This is a genomic window from Methylococcus mesophilus, from assembly GCF_026247885.1.
GTDB lineage: Bacteria > Pseudomonadota > Gammaproteobacteria > Methylococcales > Methylococcaceae > Methylococcus > Methylococcus mesophilus.
The window spans coordinates 2,573,135-2,595,224 of record NZ_CP110921.1 but is presented as its reverse complement, the minus strand read 5'-3'; the positions used below and the strand labels follow the sequence as shown (position 1 = coordinate 2,595,224).

At 63.4% G+C, this 22,090-nt stretch carries 21 protein-coding genes and 1 pseudogene; 18 read left to right on the top strand and 4 right to left on the bottom strand.

Going from position 1 to position 22,090, the window contains the following annotated elements; translation table 11 throughout:
* Positions 1-345: 345 nt before the first annotated feature.
* From OOT43_RS12315 to OOT43_RS12305, 4 genes and pseudogenes are all read left to right on the top strand, one after another.
* Complete coding sequence (locus OOT43_RS12315) at positions 346-1,893, top strand: alpha/beta hydrolase family protein (protein ID WP_266020882.1); 1,548 nt, start codon at positions 346-348, stop codon at positions 1,891-1,893.
* 330 nt (positions 1,894-2,223) lie between these two features.
* Complete coding sequence (locus OOT43_RS12310; protein WP_266020881.1) at positions 2,224-2,535, top strand: RCC1-like domain-containing protein; 312 nt, start codon at positions 2,224-2,226, stop codon at positions 2,533-2,535.
* A gap of 9 nt (positions 2,536-2,544) precedes the next feature.
* A pseudogene (locus OOT43_RS20600) lies at positions 2,545-2,820 on the top strand (hypothetical protein); the annotation flags it as partial.
* Entirely contained in the window at positions 2,815-5,412 is a 2,598-nt protein-coding gene (locus tag OOT43_RS12305; RefSeq protein WP_394358056.1) for an RCC1 domain-containing protein, read from the top strand. The pseudogene OOT43_RS20600 and the gene OOT43_RS12305, both read left to right, overlap by 6 nt.
* Before the next feature lie 273 nt (positions 5,413-5,685).
* Here the strand turns inward: OOT43_RS12305 and gatB are convergent, their stop codons facing one another.
* The 3 genes from gatB to gatC are packed head-to-tail and all read right to left on the bottom strand — an operon-like array spanning position 5,686 to position 8,941.
* Positions 5,686-7,116: an Asp-tRNA(Asn)/Glu-tRNA(Gln) amidotransferase subunit GatB gene (gene gatB, locus OOT43_RS12300; RefSeq protein ID WP_266020879.1), complete on the bottom strand. Its 1,431-nt coding sequence runs from the start codon at positions 7,114-7,116 to the stop codon at positions 5,686-5,688.
* Positions 7,117-7,141: 25 nt separating this feature from the next.
* The gene (gatA, locus tag OOT43_RS12295; RefSeq protein WP_266020878.1) at positions 7,142-8,599 is read right to left on the bottom strand and encodes an Asp-tRNA(Asn)/Glu-tRNA(Gln) amidotransferase subunit GatA; all 1,458 of its coding nucleotides are present in this window, start codon (positions 8,597-8,599) and stop codon (positions 7,142-7,144) included.
* A gap of 54 nt (positions 8,600-8,653) precedes the next feature.
* The gene (gatC, locus tag OOT43_RS12290) at positions 8,654-8,941 is read right to left on the bottom strand and encodes an Asp-tRNA(Asn)/Glu-tRNA(Gln) amidotransferase subunit GatC (protein WP_266020877.1); all 288 of its coding nucleotides are present in this window, start codon (positions 8,939-8,941) and stop codon (positions 8,654-8,656) included.
* Between the two features lie 105 nt (positions 8,942-9,046).
* Here gatC and OOT43_RS12285 point away from each other — a divergent pair, with 105 nt between their 5' ends.
* The 14 genes from OOT43_RS12285 (at position 9,047) to ppa (ending at position 21,602) form a co-directional block, all read left to right on the top strand.
* The gene (locus tag OOT43_RS12285) at positions 9,047-10,090 is read left to right on the top strand and encodes a rod shape-determining protein (protein WP_218808227.1); all 1,044 of its coding nucleotides are present in this window, start codon (positions 9,047-9,049) and stop codon (positions 10,088-10,090) included.
* Between the two features lie 18 nt (positions 10,091-10,108).
* Positions 10,109-11,023, top strand: a complete 915-nt coding sequence (gene mreC / locus OOT43_RS12280) for a rod shape-determining protein MreC (RefSeq protein WP_266020876.1) — start codon at positions 10,109-10,111, stop codon at positions 11,021-11,023.
* Positions 11,010-11,501 carry a rod shape-determining protein MreD gene (gene mreD, locus OOT43_RS12275; RefSeq protein WP_266020875.1) on the top strand — a complete coding sequence of 164 codons (492 nt, stop codon included), beginning with the start codon at positions 11,010-11,012 and terminating at the stop codon, positions 11,499-11,501. The genes mreC and mreD overlap by 14 nt, the downstream gene beginning before the upstream one ends.
* Before the next feature lie 30 nt (positions 11,502-11,531).
* Complete coding sequence (gene mrdA / locus OOT43_RS12270; protein ID WP_266020874.1) at positions 11,532-13,364, top strand: penicillin-binding protein 2; 1,833 nt, start codon at positions 11,532-11,534, stop codon at positions 13,362-13,364.
* Complete coding sequence (rodA, locus tag OOT43_RS12265; RefSeq protein WP_266020873.1) at positions 13,361-14,494, top strand: rod shape-determining protein RodA; 1,134 nt, start codon at positions 13,361-13,363, stop codon at positions 14,492-14,494. Before mrdA ends, rodA begins: the two co-directional genes overlap by 4 nt.
* Positions 14,495-14,506: 12 nt before the next feature.
* The gene (locus OOT43_RS12260; RefSeq protein ID WP_266020872.1) at positions 14,507-14,650 is read left to right on the top strand and encodes a hypothetical protein; all 144 of its coding nucleotides are present in this window, start codon (positions 14,507-14,509) and stop codon (positions 14,648-14,650) included.
* 159 nt (positions 14,651-14,809) lie between these two features.
* A complete protein-coding gene (locus OOT43_RS12255; protein ID WP_266020871.1) occupies positions 14,810-15,985 on the top strand; it encodes a D-alanyl-D-alanine carboxypeptidase family protein in 1,176 nt (391 codons plus the stop codon).
* Between the two features lie 16 nt (positions 15,986-16,001).
* Positions 16,002-16,853: a D-amino acid aminotransferase gene (locus OOT43_RS12250; RefSeq protein WP_266020870.1), complete on the top strand. Its 852-nt coding sequence runs from the start codon at positions 16,002-16,004 to the stop codon at positions 16,851-16,853.
* Entirely contained in the window at positions 16,850-17,113 is a 264-nt protein-coding gene (locus OOT43_RS12245; RefSeq protein ID WP_266020869.1) for a YbeD family protein, read from the top strand. The genes OOT43_RS12250 and OOT43_RS12245 overlap by 4 nt, the downstream gene beginning before the upstream one ends.
* Before the next feature lie 95 nt (positions 17,114-17,208).
* Positions 17,209-18,654 (top strand): magnesium transporter, encoded by a 1,446-nt coding sequence (gene mgtE, locus OOT43_RS12240; RefSeq protein WP_266020868.1) that lies wholly within the window; start codon positions 17,209-17,211, stop codon positions 18,652-18,654.
* A 6-nt stretch (positions 18,655-18,660) separates the two neighbouring features.
* A complete protein-coding gene (gene lipB, locus OOT43_RS12235) occupies positions 18,661-19,284 on the top strand; it encodes a lipoyl(octanoyl) transferase LipB (RefSeq protein WP_266020867.1) in 624 nt (207 codons plus the stop codon).
* Positions 19,281-20,252: a lipoyl synthase gene (lipA, locus tag OOT43_RS12230; protein ID WP_266020866.1), complete on the top strand. Its 972-nt coding sequence runs from the start codon at positions 19,281-19,283 to the stop codon at positions 20,250-20,252. Before lipB ends, lipA begins: the two co-directional genes overlap by 4 nt.
* 120 nt (positions 20,253-20,372) lie before the next feature.
* A complete protein-coding gene (locus OOT43_RS12225) occupies positions 20,373-20,975 on the top strand; it encodes a nuclear transport factor 2 family protein (protein WP_266020865.1) in 603 nt (200 codons plus the stop codon).
* A 78-nt stretch (positions 20,976-21,053) separates the two neighbouring features.
* The gene (ppa, locus tag OOT43_RS12220; protein ID WP_266020864.1) at positions 21,054-21,602 is read left to right on the top strand and encodes an inorganic diphosphatase; all 549 of its coding nucleotides are present in this window, start codon (positions 21,054-21,056) and stop codon (positions 21,600-21,602) included.
* Here the strand turns inward: ppa and OOT43_RS12215 are convergent.
* Positions 21,575-22,090 carry a hydrogenase maturation protease gene (locus tag OOT43_RS12215; RefSeq protein ID WP_266020863.1) on the bottom strand — a complete coding sequence of 172 codons (516 nt, stop codon included), beginning with the start codon at positions 22,088-22,090 and terminating at the stop codon, positions 21,575-21,577. The genes ppa and OOT43_RS12215 overlap by 28 nt on opposite strands.

Genomic DNA, 22,090 nt, shown 5'->3' with positions numbered 1-22,090 from the left:
GCATCCAAACTTGTCTTATTGCGTCTGTTACGGCGGAGAAAGCAGGATCAGGGAACGATGCTTGATTACGGTAGGCGAGAAGCAGCCCTACACCGTGCCGTTACTCCCTCCTGCTGTGCTCAGCCTCTCCCTGGCATGAGTAATGTCTGCGCATCTTCCAGCCAATGGGGCGACACGAACAACAATGTTAAGCCGTGGCCGCCACAATGACGGATCTTTGGGAGTGGCGATGGCTCGCTTGATTAGGAGTGGGAATCACTCAGCCGCTCGCGCTGCTTTGGCTCTTCGATCCGGCGGTCACCACATTAGCTGCTAATTTCTGCATCCATATAGGGGGTATTCAGAATGAAATATCATAGCGTAAATACCGGCCCGATAATCATGCTGGGTCTGTTGGGTATTCTTGGGGGGGGAGTAGAAGCCGGAGCGTCTTCCGGGGTGTTGGGTAATCCCGAGCCGGTGTTAAAGCGCGATGTCTGTACGCCCTATACCGGTGAGGCCGCACTTGCTGGAGTGGGTCAGGCGCCGCTACAGCAGGCTACCGGCGGGACGTCGCTCATCAACAGCCAGTTGGTCGGCCGGGTCACGCGCGACGCGATACAACGGGCTCGACAGGATGCGGCGGCTCCGTATCAGGCCCTTACCCTCCCCGACGGTTCGGCGCTGGGGGATTACGGCCCGGCGCTCGATGGAGCGGACATCTACCGTATCCAATACCGCTCGACCCGGAATGACGGCGAGGCTACGATCCTCAGCGGCCTGGTGTCCGTTCCGGCGAAACCGGCTTCCGACGGATTGGTGGTGTACATGCACGCGACCAAACTCGCGTCCGATACGGGCGCAGCCAGCCTGCCCTCGCCGGAGGCCTGCAGCATGTTGACGGCCTTTGCCGGAGAGGAGCGTGTGGTTGCACTGCCGGACTATCTTGGCTACGGGGTGAATCAAGATCCTCATCCCTACCCTTTCGGGAAGTACAACGTCCGGGCCGGCATCGACATCGTCACAGCCGCCCGTGAATTGGTCTTCCAGTTGACGGGCGCGCCGCCGGACTCCCGGCTCTACGTTACCGGTTACAGCGAAGGGGGCGGGAACGCTCTCTGGCTGGCGAGGGCGCTCGAAGAGGAGCAGGCGGCCGACCTGCATCCCACTCTGATCGTGCCGATGGCCGGAAATTACGATATGACCGGGGCAACGGCCCAGTCTCTGATCGTCAAGCAGCCCAAAAATTCGACTACACGGGCTGCCAAGCCCGTTCTGCTGACGTTTACCGCTCAGGCAACATGGGAAATTACCGGCTCAGATCCCGGTAGTCTGCTCCGGCCGGTGTTGGTGAAGTGGAGCCAGCGAAACGCCATTCCTATGCCAAATCAGAAATTGAACTCCGCGTTGGCCGCGCTGAGCGGTGCTGCCACCAGGCTGGGATACCCCGTTGTAAATGCCAACCCAAAGGTCCTGTTGAATCCCAGCCTGGTCGAAGCGATTACCGATAGGGACCTTGGCAATCCTGCTCTCAAGCTGTGGTTCGACAACGACAACATTGATTGGGCGCCCCAGGCTCAAGTATATGCTGTCGGAATTCTACAGGACGAGATCGTGCCGTTTGCCGGATCGGCATACCCGGTACCTGAAAACTATACGGGAGGTCCGGCATTTTTTACCCAGGGCAATTCGGAAAACCTTATTCGGGCCATGCGAAAGCGGGGGCTCGGCTCCGATCGGGTGGGATGGCTCGGTATCGATTCCATCGTTCCGAGCGGCGCGCAAGCGAAGCCGGGCGCGCAGAATCAACGTATTACCCACATAAATGGATTGGTGCCGGTTTCAATTCTTGCAGCGCGGTTCATACGCCAAGGCACACTGGCGCAAATGCCGGTGTTGCCCGACCCTCAATAAGGAGAAGCGATCCGCGTCAGACCGGCGTGCCCGACTCAACGAAGCTGCCCTGGAGAAAGTTGGCCGGCTCTTTTGTTTATTCGCTCTGGCTTAGCGCTGGCCTCGACGTAAATGCTTTGCACATCACATTTTTGTCGACAAGCAATAGCGTTCTTGAATTCGCTCACCGCGGCCCGGACTCTGTGAGATCGGTGCGTTTTGTTGAGGAAGGCAGTGGAGGAAATGCGTCATCGATGCGATGCGGGAGCAATGCCGCTGTTTTGAGGAACCGAGGCGGGTTCACGGCGCTTGAACCGGTCCTGCCTCCTTTATTTCGATCCGGAAAAATATATGAAGGCATTGATTTCCGCGGGCCTGAGTGCCTTTTGGGTCTGTTTTACAGTCTTTCTGGGAATTTCATCGGGCCAAGCCGGACCCGCTCTGTCGGCAGTCATCTCACCGCTGGCGGCGTCGAAGTCGCTGGAGAGCGCCGCCCCGATGGCGGCCGGTTACGGCAAGTCCGATTCGGCAGGCAATCCAACGGACCCCGTACATGCCGTCGGCGTAGGCAGCACGCACAGTTGTGCAATCAAGGCAGACGGCCGGCTGGTCTGCTGGGGCGAAAATGTATTCGGTGCGGCGAGCCCGCCCAAAGGCCGTTAATTCGCCGTTTCCGTCGGCTTGGATCATAGCTGCGCCATCCGGAATAACGGTACGCTCAAGTGCTGGGGCGCCGAGACTACCCGGCCGAAAAAGCTGTCTCACGGCGAGTTCAAGGAAATCGCCGCCGGCGATGCCCATACCTGCGCGCTCCGCAACGACGGCAGAGTCAAGTGCTGGGGAGCCTCGGCCTATGGCCAAGTCGAGGCTCCCGAAGGGCGATTCCAATCGCTCAGTGCCGGAGGCCAGCACACTTGCGCCGTCGATACCGGCGGCCGGATCATGTGCTGGGGCGAGCGGTCGTTCACGGATTATGTGCCGCCGCAGGGCCGCTTCAAAGCCGTGGCGACCGGTGAAATTCACGCCTGCGCGCTCCGCGACGACGGCAGCGCGGTCTGTTGGGGCAATGACGCCTACGGCCAGATCGCCGCGCCTGAAGGCACCTTCAAGGACATCGCGGCCGGAAAATTCCATACCTGCGGACTGCGCTTCGACGGCAGCGTAGCGTGCTGGGGGCGCAGCGACAGTGGCCAGCTCGAGGTGCCAGCCGGCGAATACTTCAAGGCCTTGGCCGTCGGCGGCGATCAGGCGTGCGGCGTGCGACTGGACGGCCGCATGAACTGCTGGGGCAGCCAGCCCAACGCCGTGGGTGCGTTCGGACCGTTCTCGACGGTGAGCACGCAAAGCTTCCCCTTCGCGTTTCTGACGCAGATCGCCGCCTATCTCGGCACCGGTCTGGTCGGCTACGGCAAAGGCACGGATCAGAAATGGGACAAGGCGGAAGCCAAGGCGGAAGCCAAGGCCATCAAGGTTCAGATACCGCTTTTGGCTGCCGGGCTGGTCCTTTCGGCGCTGCAGTCTTTTCTGCCGAAACCGCCGGACCCGGTCGCCGAGGCGCTGAAGCGGGTCGAAGCGGATCTCCAGGAGCTGAAAGTGGCCGTCGCGCGCATCGAAGCCGAGTTGAAAAATATCGACACCGCATTGAAAAGAATCGAAAGAGAGCTGACTGACACGGCCTGCTCCATCAGCTTGCAGGAGCTGAGAAATACCGGCGTGAAGGTACAAACCGCCCAGCAGGAATACGCCAAACTCCTCGATCTGAGCCAAAGCGTGCTCAAGGCTTATGCGGCCCGCGCCGACAAGCCTGAAACGGTAGTCCCCGACATCACTCCGAACGTTCAACGCTTCATCGACAATTACGAGAAGGATCTTAGGCAAGCCCTCAACTCAATCCAGGAGTCCCTGATTCCGTCCTTGTCGAATACAACCGGCCCGCTCGAAAAGTGCATGGTGAAAAGCTACGAACAATGGAAAGAGAGGTCCGAAACACCCTTCGACGACCGCGGCTATTACCAAAGCATCTATGAAATCCTGGGGTATGCTCTGAGCTATCAGGGCATGGCGCTTGAAATGTTGCAGGACATCGATGTTTGGTATGCCCAGAACCAAATCAGCAAGGGCAAGATCGAATATTCGCCCGGCGACACGGTGGGATATTGCGCGACCGTGCGTGAGAAGGCCGGCTCCGGTGATCCGGATTCGGCGGTCTGGGCAGCGGCAAAAATCCACTGTGACGATGCGACGAACCTGACCAGTCGAACTTACAAAAACATGGTGGCGCAGATCGAGCGTGCCGGCGCGCCTTATTCCTCCGATGAGATTGTATTGTCGCTGGGGCTGAGGGATTGGGGGAAGCGTCCGCCGGATAATAAGCCATGGGCCAATAAACAGTGGCTATGGGTGCGCGACGTGGACGCCTACGGCGATACTAGAGGTGGCTTTGCAGACCCGCTCCCATCGCCGACTAACCCGGATAGGACTAAAGAGTTCTTCACTTACCCCTGGGTCGCCGACCCCCAGTCCTGGCAATTTCTGGCGCTGGAGTTTTTATTCGTGATGAAGGACGATGAGAGAAGGGATCTGCCGATGCTTATGCATGAAAAGGCCGGTTTCCAGCACATTACCGATAGGCCATTCTGGATGGGAAACACGTTTCCTGTGAAGTGGGCTGGTCTGCGCGGACACGCTGGATTTGTGAGCGGCAATTGCAGGCCCGGCCCAAATAGCGTCCAGATGAATTGCTTCATCGCCAGTGGGATAGGGAATGATCAACTCCCAGGCAAACAGCTAAAGGGCATGGTTTGTTCCGAACAGGAAGTTCAGAATATTATGCGGTGGCGTTCAAATTATGTGCAACAAAACTCCGCTTCCATTTTGGAAGACCTTAACAATGGCTACAGGCAACACCTTCCTTACCTTAAGCCGTTCCACTTGATTTTTTCGAAAACTTCTTCTGGTTGTGAAGGACCTGACATTTCTTCGTCGCCTACGTTTTGGGAACTAGACAACCCTAAACCTAGGCCTGTGTCGCTGCCGCGCTGGCCAGTACTCGATATTTCCAAACTGAAGTGCGGCAAATCGATGACCGACAGCGGGCAGGACCGGCCTAGGTTCAATTACGTAGGGCTGCCGGTGCGTTGCGGCGACGATCTCGACCGCTTCCTAAACGACCTCGTGCCTAGGCCGGATTCGGTAGCGCCAAGCGTCGCTCTGCCCGACTCGGTCAAAGAGGTCACACTGACCTACCAGCCCGATGGCGATCTCGAAGTCTGCCATATCGCCGAAAACAACCCGGACTGGGTCGCTGTGGACGGCTATTCATGGGTGGTTGCTGACTTGGCTCAAAACCGTTCAGGGGCGCTGGGTCAACATACGGATGGGGCTGAACAGCCGTACCGCACGCGGCAAGAACTTGGAGAGCTGATCGACGCCGTCCCTACGGAAGCGTTTCAAGTGCAATGCGGAGGCACGGTGATCCATATTCCCACGGGTACCCGTTACGGCGTTCGGTCGCCTTGGGTTGCGGTGGAGGGGCCGTAGCAGGGGTGACACGGCGTATGGCTGGTGCTTGATTGCAGAAGCCTTTGTCGGAAAGAATTTTTACACATCAATCGGTTAGGATTGAATGTGTTGCTGCAATTTCTGCGATTAGACACTAGGGCAGAACTGCGTCCGCGGGGCTGGCCTCGTCGCGGTGAGATGTGGCCCCCGCCGGACGCGCCGCTTACGAAGTGGTGCAAGGGGAGACAATGAAGCGGGAGCGAAAAGCTCCCGCGATTTGCGGTCCGGCGAATGCCGTCGGGGACCGCGGGTTTACTGCAGTTTCCTCTTGAGCAACTCGTTGAGCTGGGCCGGGTTGGCCTTGCCCTGGGTCGCTTTCATGGCCTGGCCGACGAAGAAGCCGAACAGTTTGTCCTTGCCGGCGCGGTACTGGGCGAACTGGTCGGGGTTGGCGGCGATGATCTCATCGATGATTGCTTCGATGGCGCCGGTGTCGGTGATCTGCTTGAGCCCCTGTTGCTCGATGATGTCGTCGGCGCTGCCGCCTTCGGTCCACATCGCTTCCAGTACCTGCTTGGCGATCTTGCCGGAGATGGTGTCGTCGGCGATGCGGCGGATGAGGCCGGCCAGCCCCGCGGCGTCGATCTTCGATTCGGTGACTTCCAGGCCCTCCTTGTTGACCAGGCTGGACAGCTCGACCATGACCCAGTTGGCGCACAGCTTGGGATCGCAGGCGGCTTCACGCACCACCGTTTCGTAGAAATCGGCCATTTCGCGGGTCGCGGTCAGCACCTCGGCATCGTAGTCGCTCAGGCCGTATTGCGCCTTGAAACGGTCACGCTTGGCGTCCGGCAGCTCCGGCAGCGTGGCCTTGACCTCCTCGATGAAGCCGGTACTGATTTCCAGCGGCAGCAGGTCCGGATCGGGGAAGTAGCGGTAGTCGTTGGCTTCCTCCTTGCTGCGCATGGAGCGGGTTTCGTCCTTGGCGGAGTCGTACAGACGGGTTTCCTGGATTACCTGGCCGCCGCTCTCCAGAATCTCGATCTGGCGTTCGATCTCGTAGTTGATCGCCTTTTCCACGAAGCGGAACGAGTTGAGGTTCTTGATCTCGGCGCGGGTGCCGAATTTCTCCTGGCCTTTGGGCCGGATCGAGACGTTGGCGTCGCAGCGGAACGAGCCTTCCTGCATGTTGCCGTCGCAGATTTCCAGATAGCGCACCAGGGCGTGCAGCTTCTTCATGTAGGCCACGGCTTCCTTGGCCGAGCGCAGGTCCGGTTCGGAGACGATTTCCAGCAGTGGCGTGCCGGCCCGGTTCAGGTCGATGCCGGTGTAGCCGTGGAAGTCCTCGTGCAGTGATTTGCCGGCGTCTTCCTCCAGGTGGGCGCGGGTGATGCCGATGGTCAGCGCTTTTCCGTCGATGTTGATGCCGAGCTGGCCGCGCGCGACCACGGGCAGGTCGTACTGGCTGATCTGGTAGCCCTTGGGAAGATCGGGATAGAAGTAATTCTTGCGGGCGAACACCGACACCGGCGCGATTTCGGCGCCGATGGCCAGGCCGAACTTGACCGCCATGCGCACGGCCTCGCGGTTGAGCACCGGCAGCACGCCGGGCAGGCCGAGATCGACGGCGCAGGCCTGGGTGTTCGGTTCGGCACCGTAGGCGGTGGCGGCGCCGGAGAAGATCTTCGAGCGGGTGGCGAGCTGGGCGTGGATTTCCAGCCCGATGACGGTTTCCCATTCCATGTTCGGTTACACCTGAAGCTTTAGGTTAATCGGCGATGCCGGCCGGGGCGCGCGTATGCCAGTCTGTGGCCTGCTGGTAGCGGTGGGCGACGTTCAGCAGCCGATCCTCGCTGAAATAGCCGCCGATGATCTGCATGCCGACGGGCAGGCCGTTGGAGAAGCCCACCGGGATCGACATGCCGGGCAGGCCGGCCAGATTCACGGCGATGGTGTAGATGTCCGACAAATACATGGCGATCGGGTCTGCGCTCTTGGCGCCGAACTCGAACGCGACCGAAGGCGCGGTCGGCCCCATGATGACGTCCACTTCCTCGAAGGCACGGCGGAAGTCTTCGCTGATCAGGCGGCGGATCTTCTGGGCCTTGAGGTAGTAGGCGTCGTAATAGCCGGCCGACAGCGCATAGGTGCCGATCAGGATGCGGCGCTTGACTTCGGCGCCGAAGCCTTCGCCGCGCGAGCGGGTGTACAGATCCGCCAGATCGGCGGGATTTTCGCAGCGGTGACCGAAGCGGACCCCATCGAAGCGGGCCAGGTTGGACGAGCATTCCGCCGGGGCGACCACGTAGTAGGCCGGAGCCGACAGATGCATGTTGGGCAGCGAGACTTCCTTGACGGTGGCGCCCAGCTTTTTGTACTCCTCCACCGCACCCTGGATCAGGGCGGCGATGGCGGGATCGAGGCCTTCGCCGAAAAACTCCTTGGGCAAGCCGATGCGCAGGCCTTCCAGGCTGTTGCCCAAGGCGGCGCGGTAGTCCGGTACCGGGCGGTCGACGCAGGTCGAATCGCGCTCGTCGAAGCCGGCCATGGCCTGCAACATGATGGCGCAATCCTCGGCGGTGCGGGCCATCGGGCCGGCCTGATCCAGGCTGGAAGCGAAGGCGATCATGCCCCAGCGCGACACCCGGCCGTAGGTCGGCTTGATGCCGGTGATGCCGCAGAAGGCCGCGGGTTGGCGGATCGAGCCGCCGGTGTCGGTGCCGGTCGCGCCCGGCGTCAGCCGTGCCGCAACGGAGGCAGCCGAGCCGCCGGAGGAGCCGCCGGGGACGGTCGACGTGTTCCAGGGATTCTTCACCGGGCCGTAGTAGCTGGTCTCGTTGGATGAGCCCATGGCGAATTCGTCCATGTTCAGCTTGCCGAGCATGACCGCGCCGGCGGCGTTGAAGCGCTCGACCACGCAGGCGTCGTAGGGCGAGACGAAATTGTCCAACATCCTGGAGCCGCAGCTGGTGCGCACGCCTTTCGTGCAGAAGATGTCCTTCTGGGCGATGGGGATGCCCGTCAGGGGGCCGGCTTCGCCTTTGGCGAGGCGCTCATCGGCGGCACTGGCCTGGGCCAGAGCGATTTCCGGGGTGGCCGTGATGAAGCTGTTGAGCGAGGGGTCGAGCCGCTCGATGCGCGCGAGGTGGGCTTGCGTCAGCTCGACGCTGCTGAATTCTTTCCGTTCGAGACCGGTGGCCAGTTCGGCGATGGTCTTGCGATGCATGCGGTGGGGCTCCGAAATGTGCGAATTTTGATAAGGGGAGACGGCGGAACCGATTTATTCGATGACCTTGGGCACCAGGTAGAGTCCGGCCTCGACCAAGGGCGCATGCGCCTGGAACAAGGCGCGCTGGTCGTTCTCGGTGACGTTGTCGGGACGCAGGCGCTGGGCCTCGTCCAGGGGGTGCGCCATCGGCGCGACCCGGCTGGTGTCGACGCTGCCGAGTTGTTCGACGAAGCCGAGAATCTGCGACAGGTCGCGGGCATAGGCTTCGGTCTTATCGTCGTCGATGGCGAGGCGTGCCAGCCACGCGATCTTGTTGACTTCTGCTGCGCTGAGCGACATGTAAAGTATCCTGTTGATGGGCGTTACCACTCATATCATACCCCATGTCTTGCTGGCCCCCCCAGCCCGTTGCTAGAGTATGTTTTTTTGCCAGGCCGGTTCCCGATGTTTAAGCGTCTGCGCGGTTATTTCTCGAACGATCTCTCGATTGATCTGGGCACGGCCAACACCCTGATTTACATCAGGGGGCAGGGCATCGTCCTGAACGAGCCCTCGGTGGTGGCCATCCGGGAGGACAAGAACCGGGGGGCCAAGTCCATCGCCGCCGTGGGATCCGCGGCCAAGTCCATGCTCGGCCGCACGCCGGGCAATATCACCGCCATCCGTCCGATGAAGGACGGCGTCATCGCCGACTTCACCCTGACGGAAAAGATGCTCCAGTATTTCATCCACAAGGTTCATCCGAACCGGCTGCTGCGGCCGAGCCCCAGGGTCCTGATCTGCGTGCCCTGCGGCTCGACCCAGGTGGAACGCAAGGCGATCAAGGATTCCGCCGAGGGCGCCGGCGCACGCGAGGTCTACCTGATCGAGGAGCCGATCGCCGCCGCGGTCGGCGCGGGTCTGCCGGTGAGCGAGGCCCGCGGCTCGATGGTGATCGACATCGGCGGCGGCACCTCGGAAGTCGCCATCATCTCGCTCAACGGCGTGGTGTACGCGGCTTCGGTCCGCATCGGCGGCGACCGGCTGGACGAGGCGATCATGAACTACGTTCGCCGCAATTTCGGGACCCTGATCGGCGAGGCCACCGCCGAGCGCATCAAGCACGAGATCGGTTCGGCGTATCCTGGCAGCGAAGTCAAGGAAATCGCGGTGATGGGGCGGAACCTGGCGGAAGGCATCCCGCGCAGCTTCACCCTGAACAGCAACGAGATCCTCGAAGCCTTGCAGGAGCCGCTCGCGGGGGTGGTGGAGGCGGTCAAGCAGGCGCTCGAGCAGACCCCGCCGGAGCTGGGTGCCGACGTGGCGGAGCGCGGCATCGTCCTGACCGGAGGCGGCGCCTTGTTGAAGGACATCGACCGGCTCATCGCCGAGGAGACCGGCCTGCCGGTGGTGGTGGCCGAGGACCCGCTGACTTGCGTCGCCCGCGGCGGCGGCAAGGTGCTGGAGTTGCTGGACCAGAAAGGCGGTACCCCCTTCTTCCTCGAATAATTTCGTTCCCCATCAGCGGTGCGACGAGAGGGGCACGCCATCAAACTTGCATTCACCAAGAAGCCGGCCCAGAACTTCCGGCTGCTGGTTTTCGCCATCGCCTCCCTGGTCCTGCTTGCGGCCGACCGCCGCGGAACGATCGGCGCGCTCCACAGCGGGCTGGGCGCTGCGGTCTATCCTTTGCAGCAGTTCGTCAGCGCGCCGGTTCGCTTCGCCGAGTGGCTCCGGGAAAATGTGTCCGGCTACGCCGGAATTCTGGAAGAAAACCAGAGGCTCAAGGAGGAGCGCATCCGCCTGGAAGCCAGGCTGGCTAAGTTCTCCGCGCTGGAGCAGGAAAACATCCGCCTGCGGGCGCTGCTGGGGGCGTCGATCAAGATCGGCGAGCATTTCCTGATCGCCGAGCTGCTGTCCATCAACCTGGTGCCCTACGAGCACTTGGTGCTGGCCAACAAGGGTTCGAACATCGGCGTCCACGTCGGCCAGCCGGTGTTCGATGCCCGCGGCGTGGTGGGGCAGGTGCTGCGCGTATCGCCCGTCAGCGCCGAGGTGATGCTGATCACCGATCCCAACCACGCCATTCCCGTCCAGGTTGAGCGCAACGAGCTGCGGACCATCGCGGTCGGCACCGGCCGTATCGACCGACTGATCCTGCCCTACCTGAGCGGCAGTGCCGACATCCGGGAGGGCGACCGGCTGGTGACGTCCGGCATGGGTGGGGTGTTTCCGGCCGGCTATCCGGTGGCGACGGTGGTGGACATTTCCAACACCGGCAGTTCGCTGGCGAAGGTTTCCGCCGAGCCGATCGCCCCACTGGACCGCATCCACGAGGTTCTGCTGGTCTGGACCCGCAGCGACGTTCAAAGCCAGGACAAGGTGAGGGAGGGGCCGCCCCCCGCGACGGCCGGCTCAGCGGCTCAGCATGCGGCCCGCTAGGCGGACATCCCCCCGCATCCTGATTTTCGCGAGCCTGGCGGTCGCGATGGCGATGCGTATCCTGCCGTTGCCGCAAGGCTGGGCGCCGTGGAATCCGGATTGGATTCTGTTGCTGCTGGTCTACTGGGCCGTGGCGGCTCCCGATCGCGTCGGCGTCGGTACGGCCTGGCTGACCGGCCTTCTGGCCGACGCGCTGACGGGCCGGCTGCTGGGCCAGCAGGCACTCGCATACAGTCTGGTCATCTATGTCGGCATACGGTTTCACCGGCGTTTTCAGATCTATTCGATGGTGCAGCAGGTTTTGGCCGTCGTACTGCTGCTCGGCTTGGGGCTCCTGCTCATCCTATGGACCCGCCATATCCGGGGTGCGGCCAGCGCGCCGGAAGGCTACTGGTTCGCGGCGCTTTCCGGCGGTCTGGTCTGGCCCTTCGTGTGTGCCGTGCTCGACGGGCTGCGGCGCCGGTTCGGCGCGGCATAGGTTCATGGTTCCGCCAGCAGGACCGAATCCATGAGCATCCGCGCAGTCCGAAGACTCCAGAACGACGTCCGGGTGTTCCAGGCCCGCATCGTCTTCAGCGTGGTCCTGCTCCTGCTGGCGGTGGCGGCGCTGGTGGTGCGTCTGGTTTATTTGCAGGTCGTCGGCCACGAGCATTATGCAACGCTGTCGCAGGACAACCGCGTCAAGATCGCGCCGCTGCCGCCCACGCGGGGCATCGTCTACGACCGCAACGGCGAGGTGCTGGCGGACAACGTACCCTCGTACAGTCTGGAACTGGTGCCGGAGCGCGTCGACGATCTGGATGCTACGCTTGCGGAACTCCAGTCCCTGCTCGGGCTGAGCGACGAGGAGGTCCGCCGTTTCCGTAAGCTCAAGGGGCAGCACAAGAGCTTCGAGAGCATCCCGCTCAAGATGCGGCTGGACGAAGAGCAGATCGCGCGGTTCGCGGTCAAGCAGCCGTTCTTCCCAGGTGTCCAGATCGCCGTGCGCATGATCCGCACCTACCCTTACGGAGAGCTCACGGCACACGCCGTCGGCTACGTCAGCCGCATCAGCGAGGCCGATCTGAAGACGCTCGATCCTTCGCTCTACAGCGGCACCTACCACATCGGCAAGAGCGGGATCGAAAAGACCTACGAGACGCTGCTCCACGGCAGGACCGGCCACCAGGAGCTGGAAACCAACGTTCAGGGGCGCTCGATCGGCGTCCTCAACACCGTGCCGCCCGTGCCGGGGGCCGATCTGCGCCTTTCGCTGGACATCGGCCTGCAGCGCGCGGCGATCGACGCCCTGGGCGAATACAACGGCGCGGTGGTGGCGATGGAGCCAGCGACCGGCCGGGTGCTGGCCTTCGTCAGCAAGCCGAGCTTCGATCCCAATCCCTTCGTCTACGGCATCCCGAAAGAGGATTACGGCCGGCTGCAGGCTTCGCCGGACCGCCCTCTGTACAATCGGGCCCTGCGCGGGGTCTATCCGCCGGGATCGACGGTGAAGCCGTTCGAGGGGCTGGCGGGCCTCGAAGTCGGGGATCTCCCCGCCGACCGCAGGGTGTCTTGCCCCGGTTATTTCCAGTTGCCCAATTCTTCCCACCAGTACCGCGACTGGCGCAAGGGCGGCCACGGCGCGGTGGACCTGAAATCGGCGATCACCCAGTCCTGCGACGTGTATTTCTACAAGCTCGCGCTGAGCCTTGGGATCGACAAGTTGAGTGAATTCATGGGGCGTTTCGGCTTCGGCAAGCGGACCGGCATCGACATTCCTGGCGAACTGCCTGGCGTCTACCCCTCCAAAGGCTGGAAGAAGAAACACAGCAAAGACCCCTGGTTTCCCGGCGAGACGGTCATCACCGGCATCGGACAGGGTTATGTCGGGGTGACGCCGGTGCAACTGGCGCGGGCGACTGCCATCCTCGCCAACCGGGGCCGCGTGGTGATACCGAGGTTGCTGGATGCAGCGCAGGGAGGGGCCGGCGCGGCGGCCGAGTCCGGTGGAGATACCCTGGCCTTTGCGCCGGAGCACTGGGACACGGTGATTCAGGCGATGATCGACGTCGTGCACAGTGCCCGCGGCACCGCGAAGAGTATCGCCGCGGGCCTTTCCTACCATGTCGCCGGCAAGACCGGGACGGCGCAGGTGTTTTCCGTCGGCCAGGGCCAGAAATACCGGGAGTCCGAGGTGAGCAAGGAGATGCGCGATCATGCTCTGTTCATCGCCTTCGCGCCGGCGGAACAGCCCCGTATCGCGGTGGCCGTGCTCGCCGAGCACGGGGGCCACGGCGGCTCCGTCGCCGCTCCGGTCGCCAGGGCTGTGATGGAGCGCTATCTGAACGGGAGTGCGCGATGAGATACGATTCCGGCCTGGCCGGTTTCAGTGCCGGAGAGACCCGCCTCGAACGCATCATGAAGCGGATCCACATCGACATTTCCCTGTTCGCCGGCCTGATAACCCTGTCCGGCGTGGCCCTCGTGATCCTTTACTCGGCTTCGGCCCAGAGCTTCGACGTGCTGTTGCGCCAGGGGATCCGCCTCCTGCTGGCGATGTCGGTCATGCTCGCCATCGCCCAAATCCATCCGCGCCATTTCCGTTTCTACAGCCCGATGCTGTACGGTGTGGGGGTGTTGCTGCTCGCCGCGGTGCTGGTCATGGGGGAGATCGGCAAGGGCGCACAGCGCTGGCTCGACCTCGGCGTGGTCAGGTTCCAGCCGTCCGAAATCCTCAAGCTGGCGGTGCCGATGACGGTGGCCTGGTACCTGTCCGAATGCCCGGTTCCCCCGGCGTTCCGGCATATCGCCGTGGCCGGCGTGTTCATCGCCATACCCGCGGGACTGATCGCCAAACAGCCTGACCTCGGGACCGCATTGCTCGTCGGAGCGGCGGGTGCAATGGTGGTATTTCTCGCTGGTATCCGGTGGCTCTATCTGCTGGTAATCGGGGGCGCCGGGGCGGGGCTGCTGCCCGTGGTCTGGCATTTCCTGCACGACTACCAGCGGGACCGGGTGCTGATGTTCCTGAATCCCGAGGCCGATGCCCTGGGCCGCGGTTATCACATCATTCAATCCAAGATCGCCATCGGCTCCGGCGGGTTCTACGGCAAAGGCTGGCTGCAGGGCTCGCAGGCCCAGTTGGAGTTTCTGCCGGAGAAGTCGACCGATTTCATCTTCGCCGTGGTGGCGGAGGAGTTCGGCCTCATCGGCTGCCTGGGGCTGCTGGCGATCTATCTGTTCATCATCGGGCGCTGCGTCCACATTTCGATCCAGGCGCAGGACGCCTACACCCGTTTGCTGAGCGGCGCCCTGACCCTGACGTTTTTCGTGTATGTTTTCGTCAACACCGGCATGGTCGTCGGCATCCTGCCGGTGGTGGGTGTGCCGCTGCCGCTGGTGAGCTACGGAGGCACATCCATGGTGACCCTGCTCGCCGGCTTCGGCATCCTCATGTCCATCCAGACTCACCGCAAGCTGCTGCCGGGCTGAGCGCATGAAAGCTTGATCGGTCCTGCTCTTGTCCTCTGCGCTGCGCCGTATCTCACCCTCGTGATGAGCCGGGACATCGAAATCCGCGCCGACCGGCCCGGTTCCGAAGTGCGGATGTACTGGCAGGGCCATCCCTGTATCCTGGCCCGGCCGTAATGGCGGATCGCCTCACGGCATCCGCCCAGCGGTGGTAGCTTCGATTAGCGCAGTGTCATTGGAGGGAGTCGATGGGGCTTTGGGGGTTGTGCGGGCACGCCCGCGGCGGACCGCGTGTTAAACTAGCCGAACTGCAAATCAACCCACCCCCTACGGCGGATGAACGTGAAAGCCCTCCTGATTCACGCCCGATGGCATGTTTTCCTTTCCCTTGTCCTTCTGGCCGGATGGTGCCTGCCGCTCCGGGCGGAGCCGCCATTGATTCCCGCGCCGCCCGATCTGCCGGCCAAGGCCTATCTGCTGCAGGATTTCCTCAGCGGCCGGGTGCTGGCGGAGCGCAACGCCGATGAGCGCCTGGAGCCCGCCAGCCTGACCAAGGTGATGACGGCCTACATCCTGTTCCGCGAGCTGTCCAAGGGACACGTCAAGCTGGAGGACATGGTGACCGTCAGCGAAAAGGCCTGGCGCACGGAAGGCTCGCGGATGTTCGCCCAGGTCGGCGCCCAGATCTCGGTGGAAAACCTGCTCAAGGGCATGATCGTCCAGTCCGGCAACGACGCCAGCGTAGCCCTGGCCGAGCATGTGGCCGGCGACGAATCGGTGTTCGCCCAGATGATGAACCAGAATGCCGAGCGTCTGGGGATGACCAACACCCATTTCAAGAACAGCATGGGGCTGCCCGACCCGGACCATTACACCACCGCCCGCGACCTCGCGACGCTGACCCGGGCGATGATCAAGGAATTTCCGCAGTACTACGGGTGGCATGCCATCAAGGAATTCGTGTTCAACGACATCAAGCAGGTGAACCGCAACCGGCTGCTGTGGCGCGATCCCACGGTGGACGGCGTCAAGACCGGCCACACCGAAGGAGCGGGCTATTGCCTGATCACGTCCGCCCTGCGCGATGGCGACCGCCTGATTTCGGTGGTTCTGGGCACCAAGAGCGATACGGAGCGCGCCAATGCCAATCAGGCCCTGCTCAATTACGGCTTCCGCTTCTTTGAAACCAAGCCGATTCAAAAGGGCAACGAAGAGCTTGCGAAGGCCCGCATCTGGAAAGGCGAGCAGACCGAGGTGCCGGTCGGCGTGGACGAGGATTTGTATGCGACCTTTCCGCGCGGGCAGTTCCAGAACCTGAAGACGGCGATGGAAGTGGATGCCAACGCCCTGGCGCCGGTCAAGAAAGGCGACAAGCTGGGTAGCATCCAGGTCACGTTCAGCAACGAAACGGTCGTCCAGCGGGATCTGGTGGCTTTGCAGGAGGTCGCGGAAGGCGGCATTTTCCGCCGGGCGCTGGATCACATCCTGCTCTGGCTGAAGCGGCGGGGCTAGATTCGAACTTTCCGGCATGAACAGTCCCCTGGTTTATCTCAACGGCGAATTTCTGCCGCTGGAACAGGCCCGCGTGTCCGTCCTGGACCGGGGATTCCTGTTCGGCGACGGCGTCTACGAGGTCATCCCCGTTTATGGCGGGCGGCCGCTGCGGCTCGAAGAGCATCTCACGCGGCTGGACGGCAGCCTGCGCGGCATCCGCATGGCTTCTCCCCTGAGCCGGGCCGAGTGGGCGGGAGTCGTCGGCCGTCTGATCGACGGGCCGGACGACCAGTCGGTGTATCTGCAGGTGACGCGTGGTGCGGGCCCCAGGCGCGACCATGCGATCCCGGCCGGCGTCACGCCCACGGTCTTCGCCATGTGTTCGCCGATCGCGCCGGTGCCGTTCGCCGGGGTCCGCGCCATCACGCTGGACGACATCCGCTGGCGCTGGTGCAACATCAAGGCCATCACGCTGTTGCCCAACGTGCTGCTGCGGCAGGAGGCCGTCGACCGGGGCTGCGCCGAGGCTGTCCTGGTCCGCGATGGCCGCGTCACCGAAGGGACGGCCAGCAACGTGTTCGCGGTGATCGACGGCGTGATCGTCACCCCGCCCAAGGGCCCGGAACTGCTGCCGGGTATCACCCGCGACCTGGTGCTGGAGCTGGTTCAGGCGGAAGGCCTGCCGGCACGGGAGCGGGCGATCTCGCTGGCCGAGTTTGCCGGTGCCGACGAAATCTGGATTACGAGTTCGACGCGGGAAGTGCTGCCGGTGGTCGAGCTGGACGGCCGGCCGGTCGGCCGGGGAACTCCCGGACCCGTCTGGGAGCGGGTCAGCGCGCTGTACCAGGATTTCAAGCGCCGACTCAAGAGCGGCGTGATGGCATGAGCCTGGACGCGCTGCTCGACTTCCCCTGCGAGTTCCCGATCAAGGTATTCGGCTCGGCCGAAGGCGGTTTCGCCGCGTCGGTCGAGGCTGCGGTGCGTCTCGCCGCGCCGGAGCTGGAAGCGGTGACCGTCGCCGTCCGGGCCAGCGGCGGCGGCAGGTTCGTGGCGGTGACGGTGACGATCACGGCCTCGACCCAGGCCCAGATCGAAGCGATCTATGGGCGTATCGGCACGCTGCCCGGCGTGCTGATGGTTCTTTAACGATACTTCCGTCCGGGTATGGTATAAGCCCGGACGCTCTTCGCATCCGCCGGCGGTTCCGTCGGCGCCGTGATCATCGACGTCCGTTTCCCGCCATGTCCGATTCCATCATCGAAACCAGTGACGAAAGACTGCGCCGGCTCGTGCGCGAAGTGCTGGACCTGCTGGACAAGCAGAAACTGGAGGAAACGATTCTTCAGCATCAGCCGATGTCCCGGCACGAACTGATCGAAAGCCTGATGCACAAGCAGCATCAGGTCGCGCTCAAGCAGAAGCTCGATTCGCTCCATGCCGCCGACATCGCCTATGTGCTGGAGGCCCTGCCGCAGGTGCAGCGTCTGGCCATCTGGGCGCTGGTGGACCCCGAGATGGACGGCGAAATTCTGCTGCATGTCTCGGATGCCGTGCGCGAGTCGTTGATCTCCGACATGGACCGGGACGAACTGCTCCACGCCACCGAGCAGCTCGACACCGACGAGATCGCGGACCTTGCCCCCGACCTCCCCGAGGAGGTCATGCAGGATCTGCTGAAGTCGCTCAACGACCAGACCCGCGCCCAGCTCGAATCGGTCCTGTCCTACGAGGAGGATACCGTCGCTGCGATCATGGACTTCGGCATGGTGGCCATCCGGGAGGACACCACACTCAGCGTCGTGCTGCGTTACCTCCGCCAGCGCGGCGACTTGCCCGAGAACACCGACAAGCTGTTCGTGGTCGACAAGCAGAACGTGCTCCGGGGCGTGCTCTCGCTGAAGCGCCTCCTGCTGCGGAGCCCGGATGCGCGGGTGGGCGACGTCATGTCCCGGGAAGTCGTGATGTTCCATTTGGACGACGAGGCTTCCGTCGCCGCCCGCGCCTTCGAGCGCTACGGCCTGCTTTCGGTGCCGGTGGTCGACGACCAGCAGCGCCTCCAGGGCCGAGTCACGATCGACGCCATCGTCGACTACATCCGCCAGGAGTCCGACGACGAAGCGCTTGCGCAGGCCGGCCTGATGCAGGAGGAGGACCTGTTTGCGAGCATCTGGAAAAGCGTCAAGAACCGCTGGGTATGGTTGGGCATCAACCTGCTGACCGCGTTCGCCAGCACCCGTGTCATCAGCCTGTTCGACGACACCATCGGGCGGGTGGTGGCGCTGGCCTCGCTCATGCCCATCGTCGCCGGCATCGGCGGCAATACCGGCACCCAGACCAGCACCCTGATCGTTCGTTCGCTGGCGCTGGGGCTGGTCGATTCGTCAAACGTGCGCCGCCTGGTGCTGAAGGAAATCGGCATCGGCCTCCTCAACGGGATCGTCTGGGGCAGTGTCATCGGCGCTCTGACCTATGCGCTGTACCGCGATCCGGAATTGGCTTCCGTGATGGCGGCGGCCATGACCCTCAACCTGTTGGTCGCCGCGGTGACGGGTTTGTTCATCCCGCTGATCCGCGCCCGCCTCGACCTCGACCCGGCCATCGGCACCAGCGTGCTGCTCACCGCCATCACCGACGGCATGGGATTCTTCATCTTCCTGGGGCTGGCCACCCTGTTTCTGCTGAACTGAACGCAGATGGCCTTCCGTGTCCGCATGCTGGAGCGAGCCGACTACGAACCGGTGTGGCGCGCCATGCAGGAGTTCACCGAGCAGCGCACCGATGACACCGCCGACGAACTGTGGCTGGTCGAGCATCCGCCGGTTTACACGCTCGGCATGAACGGGGACGCCGCCCATATACTCGATGCCGGGGACGTGCCGGTGGTCCGGACCGACCGGGGCGGACAGGTGACCTATCACGGCCCCGGCCAGCTCGTGCTCTACGCCCTGGTCGACCTGCAAAGACGCAAACTCGGGGTGAGACGGATGGTCAGCGCGCTGGAAGAGTCCGTCGTCGCGCTGTTGCGCCAGTACGGTCTGAGTGCGCAGGCGCGCAGCGATGCGCCCGGAGTCTACGTGCAGGGGGCCAAGATCGCATCGCTCGGCCTGCGGGTGCGGCGCGGCTGCTGCTATCACGGGGTCGCTCTCAACGTCCGTCCGGAGCTGGAAGCCTTCGGCCGGATCAATCCCTGCGGCTATGCCGGCTTGCCGGTGACGCGGCTGGCCGATCTGGGCGTGGATGCGCAGGTGTTCGAGCCGGCGGCGGCGCTGGTGCGCGAATTGATGGTCCAGCTCGGCGACGAGGAAATCGAGATATGAAAACTTTCGACGACAATCGGGCGCCTTCGCGCCAGACCCCAGCTTCCCATCAACGGGGAGCGGAAAAGCTCTCGCGCATCCCCGTCAAGGTTGAACCCGTCGCGTCGCCTTTGCGCAAGCCCGAATGGATCAGGATCCGCGCCGGTACCGGCGAGGAAGTCCAGCGTGTGAAGCGGCTGCTGCGCGAGCGCGGCCTGCACAGCGTCTGCGAAGAAGCGGCCTGCCCCAATCTGGCGGAATGTTTCGGCCACGGCACCGCCACCTTCATGATCCTCGGCGACATCTGCACCCGCCGCTGCCCGTTCTGCGACGTCGCCCACGGCCGCCCGGCACCGCCCGACCCGGCCGAACCCGAACATCTCGCGGAAACCATCGCCCTGCTGGGGCTGCGCTACGTGGTGATCACCTCGGTCGACCGGGACGATCTTCGCGACGGCGGCGCGGGGCATTTCGCCGCCTGTATCCGGGCCTTGCGCACACGCTCCCCTGCACTTTCCATCGAGATTCTGACCCCGGATTTCCGGGGCCGCATCGAAACGGCGCTTGATCTGCTCGCCGCCGATCCGCCCGACGTGTTCAACCACAACATCGAAACCGTGCCCCGCCTCTACCGCCAGGCGCGGCCCGGCGCCGACTACGACCAGTCGCTGGATCTCCTGGCACGATTCCGCGAGCGGGTGCCGGGCGTGCCGACCAAGTCGGGGCTGATGCTCGGCCTGGGCGAGACCCTGGATGAGGTTCGGGAAGTGCTGTGCGATCTCCGCAACCATGGCTGCGAGATGCTCACTTTGGGCCAGTATCTACAGCCCAGCCGGGACCATCTGCCCGTGATGCGCTACGTTCCGCCGTCCGAATTCGACGAGCTTGCGGCGTGCGCACGGGAACTCGGCTTCACCAGCGTCGCCAGCGCGCCGCTGGTGCGCTCGTCTTATCACGCCGATCTGCAGGCGGCTGTCGCCCGACGCTGACGCCCGATTCCTGCGGCCTGAAGCTGCCGCGCCCTGAACTGCGTAAACTATCGCGTCACGCGATCGGGCCCGCGCTATGCGGTGCCTTCGATAAACCACGATCAAAAATGAGGAGTTTCGATGCCCGCATACCCCCGAGCAGAACTGGAAGAAATGGTTTCGCGCTGGCTGGCGGCCAACCGTGACGCGGAGCGCGCCGGCGACTGGATCCAGTCGCTCGGCGCGATGTATACGGAAGACGCCGAATACGGCTGGAACATGGGGCCCGATCAGGAGTTCCTGGCCCGCGGGCGGCAGCAGATCATGGACTGGGCGCTCGGCTTCCACATGGAGGGTTTCGAGCAATGGCGCTACCCGTACGACCACGTGCTGATCGACGAGGCACGGGGCGAGGTCATCGGGTTCTGGCGCCAGGTATCGCCGGCCCGGCGGGCGGACGGCAGCCATTACGAGGTCGCCGGGCTCGGCGGTTCCTGGTTCCGCTACGGCGGCAATCATCAATGGTGCTGGCAGCGCGATTTCTTCGACCTGGGCAACGTCAAGGCGCTGTTCATGGAACTGGCGGCCAACGGCCAGCTCGACGCGCCGGTGCGGCGCAAGATCGCCAGGCTGGCGAAGGGCCAGGCGATGCCCGGCGTTTATCCCCTGCACCCGGCGCCCGGCTTGCTCGCCAAACTCAAGGGGTATTACGCGATGGCCCGCATCGTCCTGTCGGGCGGCTAGCGAACGCCATCCCCTGCGGCCATCATCGATTATCCCGACTGTTATAATGGGCTATTTGCTCATTTCTGGAGAGAAGTCATGGCTTTGATGAAAGTCAGTTCCGGCAGGCAGGTGCCCGAGGACATCCATGTGGTCATCGAGATCCCGGCGTTCAGCGACCCGGTCAAGTACGAGGTCGACAAGGAAACCGGGGCGCTGTTCGTGGACCGTTTCATGGGCACGGCGATGCAGTATCCGTGCAATTACGGCTACGTCCCCCACTCCTTGTCGGAGGACGGCGATCCGGTCGACGTCCTGGTGATCGCGCCCTGTCGCCTGCTGAGCGGCTCGGTGGTGCGGTGCAGGCCGATCGGCGTGCTGAAGATGGAGGACGAGGCCGGCGGTGACGCCAAGGTCCTGGCGGTACCGGTCGACAAGCTTTCGTCGCTGTACGCCAAGGTCAAGTCCTACCGCGACATCCCCGAGCCCCAGTTGGCCCAGATTGCCCACTTCTTCGAGCATTACAAGGATCTCGAGCCCGGCAAGTGGGTGAAGATCAACGGCTGGGGCGACATCGACGAGGCGCTGCTGGAAATCACCGGCAGCATCGATCGCTACAATCAGGCCAAGGAAAAGCCGTATTTCTGATCCGGTCCGCTGGGAAGGGAATCCCAGCCAGTCCCCGTCGTCTTGCGGATCAGCGCTTCGGCGAAACGCAGCGCGGACTCGAGATTCGATTCCGCCTCCCGGCTTAGGGCGTCTCCCAGGCCGAACCGCTCCCCGCGGATGCTCAGGAGATAAGCGGGCGGCGGCTCGCCGCGGTTGAGGCGCCGGTAGACTTCGAGCAGGGCTTGCGGGCTGACGGCATGGGTGGTGTAGCTGCCGTCGCGCCGGGGAACGAGCCGTTCGAACCGGAACGGCGGCGGGCAGCCGACGTGGGCGTCCACGAACAGCACCCGGTCCCGTCCGGCGAGGTCGAGCGCGTGCTCGATCTGGAGCTGGAAATCTTGCAGGAATTCGATGTCCCCCCCTGGCGAGCTTGCCAGCCGTTCTTGCAGCGCTTCGAGGAACAGCGGCCCGAGCGCGTCGTCACCCCGGCTCGGGTTGCCGTAGCCAAAAACCAGCAGCCCCGCCAC

Coding starts and splice junctions, on each gene's coding strand:
- mgtE (WP_266020868.1), top strand. CDS start 17,209: ATGTCCGATTCCATCATCGAAACCAGTGACGAAAGACTGCGCCGGCTC.
- lipB (WP_266020867.1), top strand. CDS start 18,661: ATGGCCTTCCGTGTCCGCATGCTGGAGCGAGCCGACTACGAACCGGTG.
- OOT43_RS12250 (WP_266020870.1), top strand. CDS start 16,002: ATGAACAGTCCCCTGGTTTATCTCAACGGCGAATTTCTGCCGCTGGAA.
- OOT43_RS12305 (WP_394358056.1), top strand. CDS start 2,815: ATGTGCTGGGGCGAGCGGTCGTTCACGGATTATGTGCCGCCGCAGGGC.
- OOT43_RS12310 (WP_266020881.1), top strand. CDS start 2,224: ATGAAGGCATTGATTTCCGCGGGCCTGAGTGCCTTTTGGGTCTGTTTT.
- mrdA (WP_266020874.1), top strand. CDS start 11,532: ATGAGCATCCGCGCAGTCCGAAGACTCCAGAACGACGTCCGGGTGTTC.
- OOT43_RS12255 (WP_266020871.1), top strand. CDS start 14,810: ATGAACGTGAAAGCCCTCCTGATTCACGCCCGATGGCATGTTTTCCTT.
- OOT43_RS12245 (WP_266020869.1), top strand. CDS start 16,850: ATGAGCCTGGACGCGCTGCTCGACTTCCCCTGCGAGTTCCCGATCAAG.
- OOT43_RS12225 (WP_266020865.1), top strand. CDS start 20,373: ATGCCCGCATACCCCCGAGCAGAACTGGAAGAAATGGTTTCGCGCTGG.
- gatC (WP_266020877.1), bottom strand. CDS start 8,941: ATGTCGCTCAGCGCAGCAGAAGTCAACAAGATCGCGTGGCTGGCACGC.
- ppa (WP_266020864.1), top strand. CDS start 21,054: ATGGCTTTGATGAAAGTCAGTTCCGGCAGGCAGGTGCCCGAGGACATC.
- lipA (WP_266020866.1), top strand. CDS start 19,281: ATGAAAACTTTCGACGACAATCGGGCGCCTTCGCGCCAGACCCCAGCT.
- OOT43_RS12285 (WP_218808227.1), top strand. CDS start 9,047: ATGTTTAAGCGTCTGCGCGGTTATTTCTCGAACGATCTCTCGATTGAT.
- OOT43_RS12315 (WP_266020882.1), top strand. CDS start 346: ATGAAATATCATAGCGTAAATACCGGCCCGATAATCATGCTGGGTCTG.
- gatB (WP_266020879.1), bottom strand. CDS start 7,116: ATGGAATGGGAAACCGTCATCGGGCTGGAAATCCACGCCCAGCTCGCC.
- rodA (WP_266020873.1), top strand. CDS start 13,361: ATGAGATACGATTCCGGCCTGGCCGGTTTCAGTGCCGGAGAGACCCGC.
- gatA (WP_266020878.1), bottom strand. CDS start 8,599: ATGCATCGCAAGACCATCGCCGAACTGGCCACCGGTCTCGAACGGAAA.
- mreD (WP_266020875.1), top strand. CDS start 11,010: ATGCGGCCCGCTAGGCGGACATCCCCCCGCATCCTGATTTTCGCGAGC.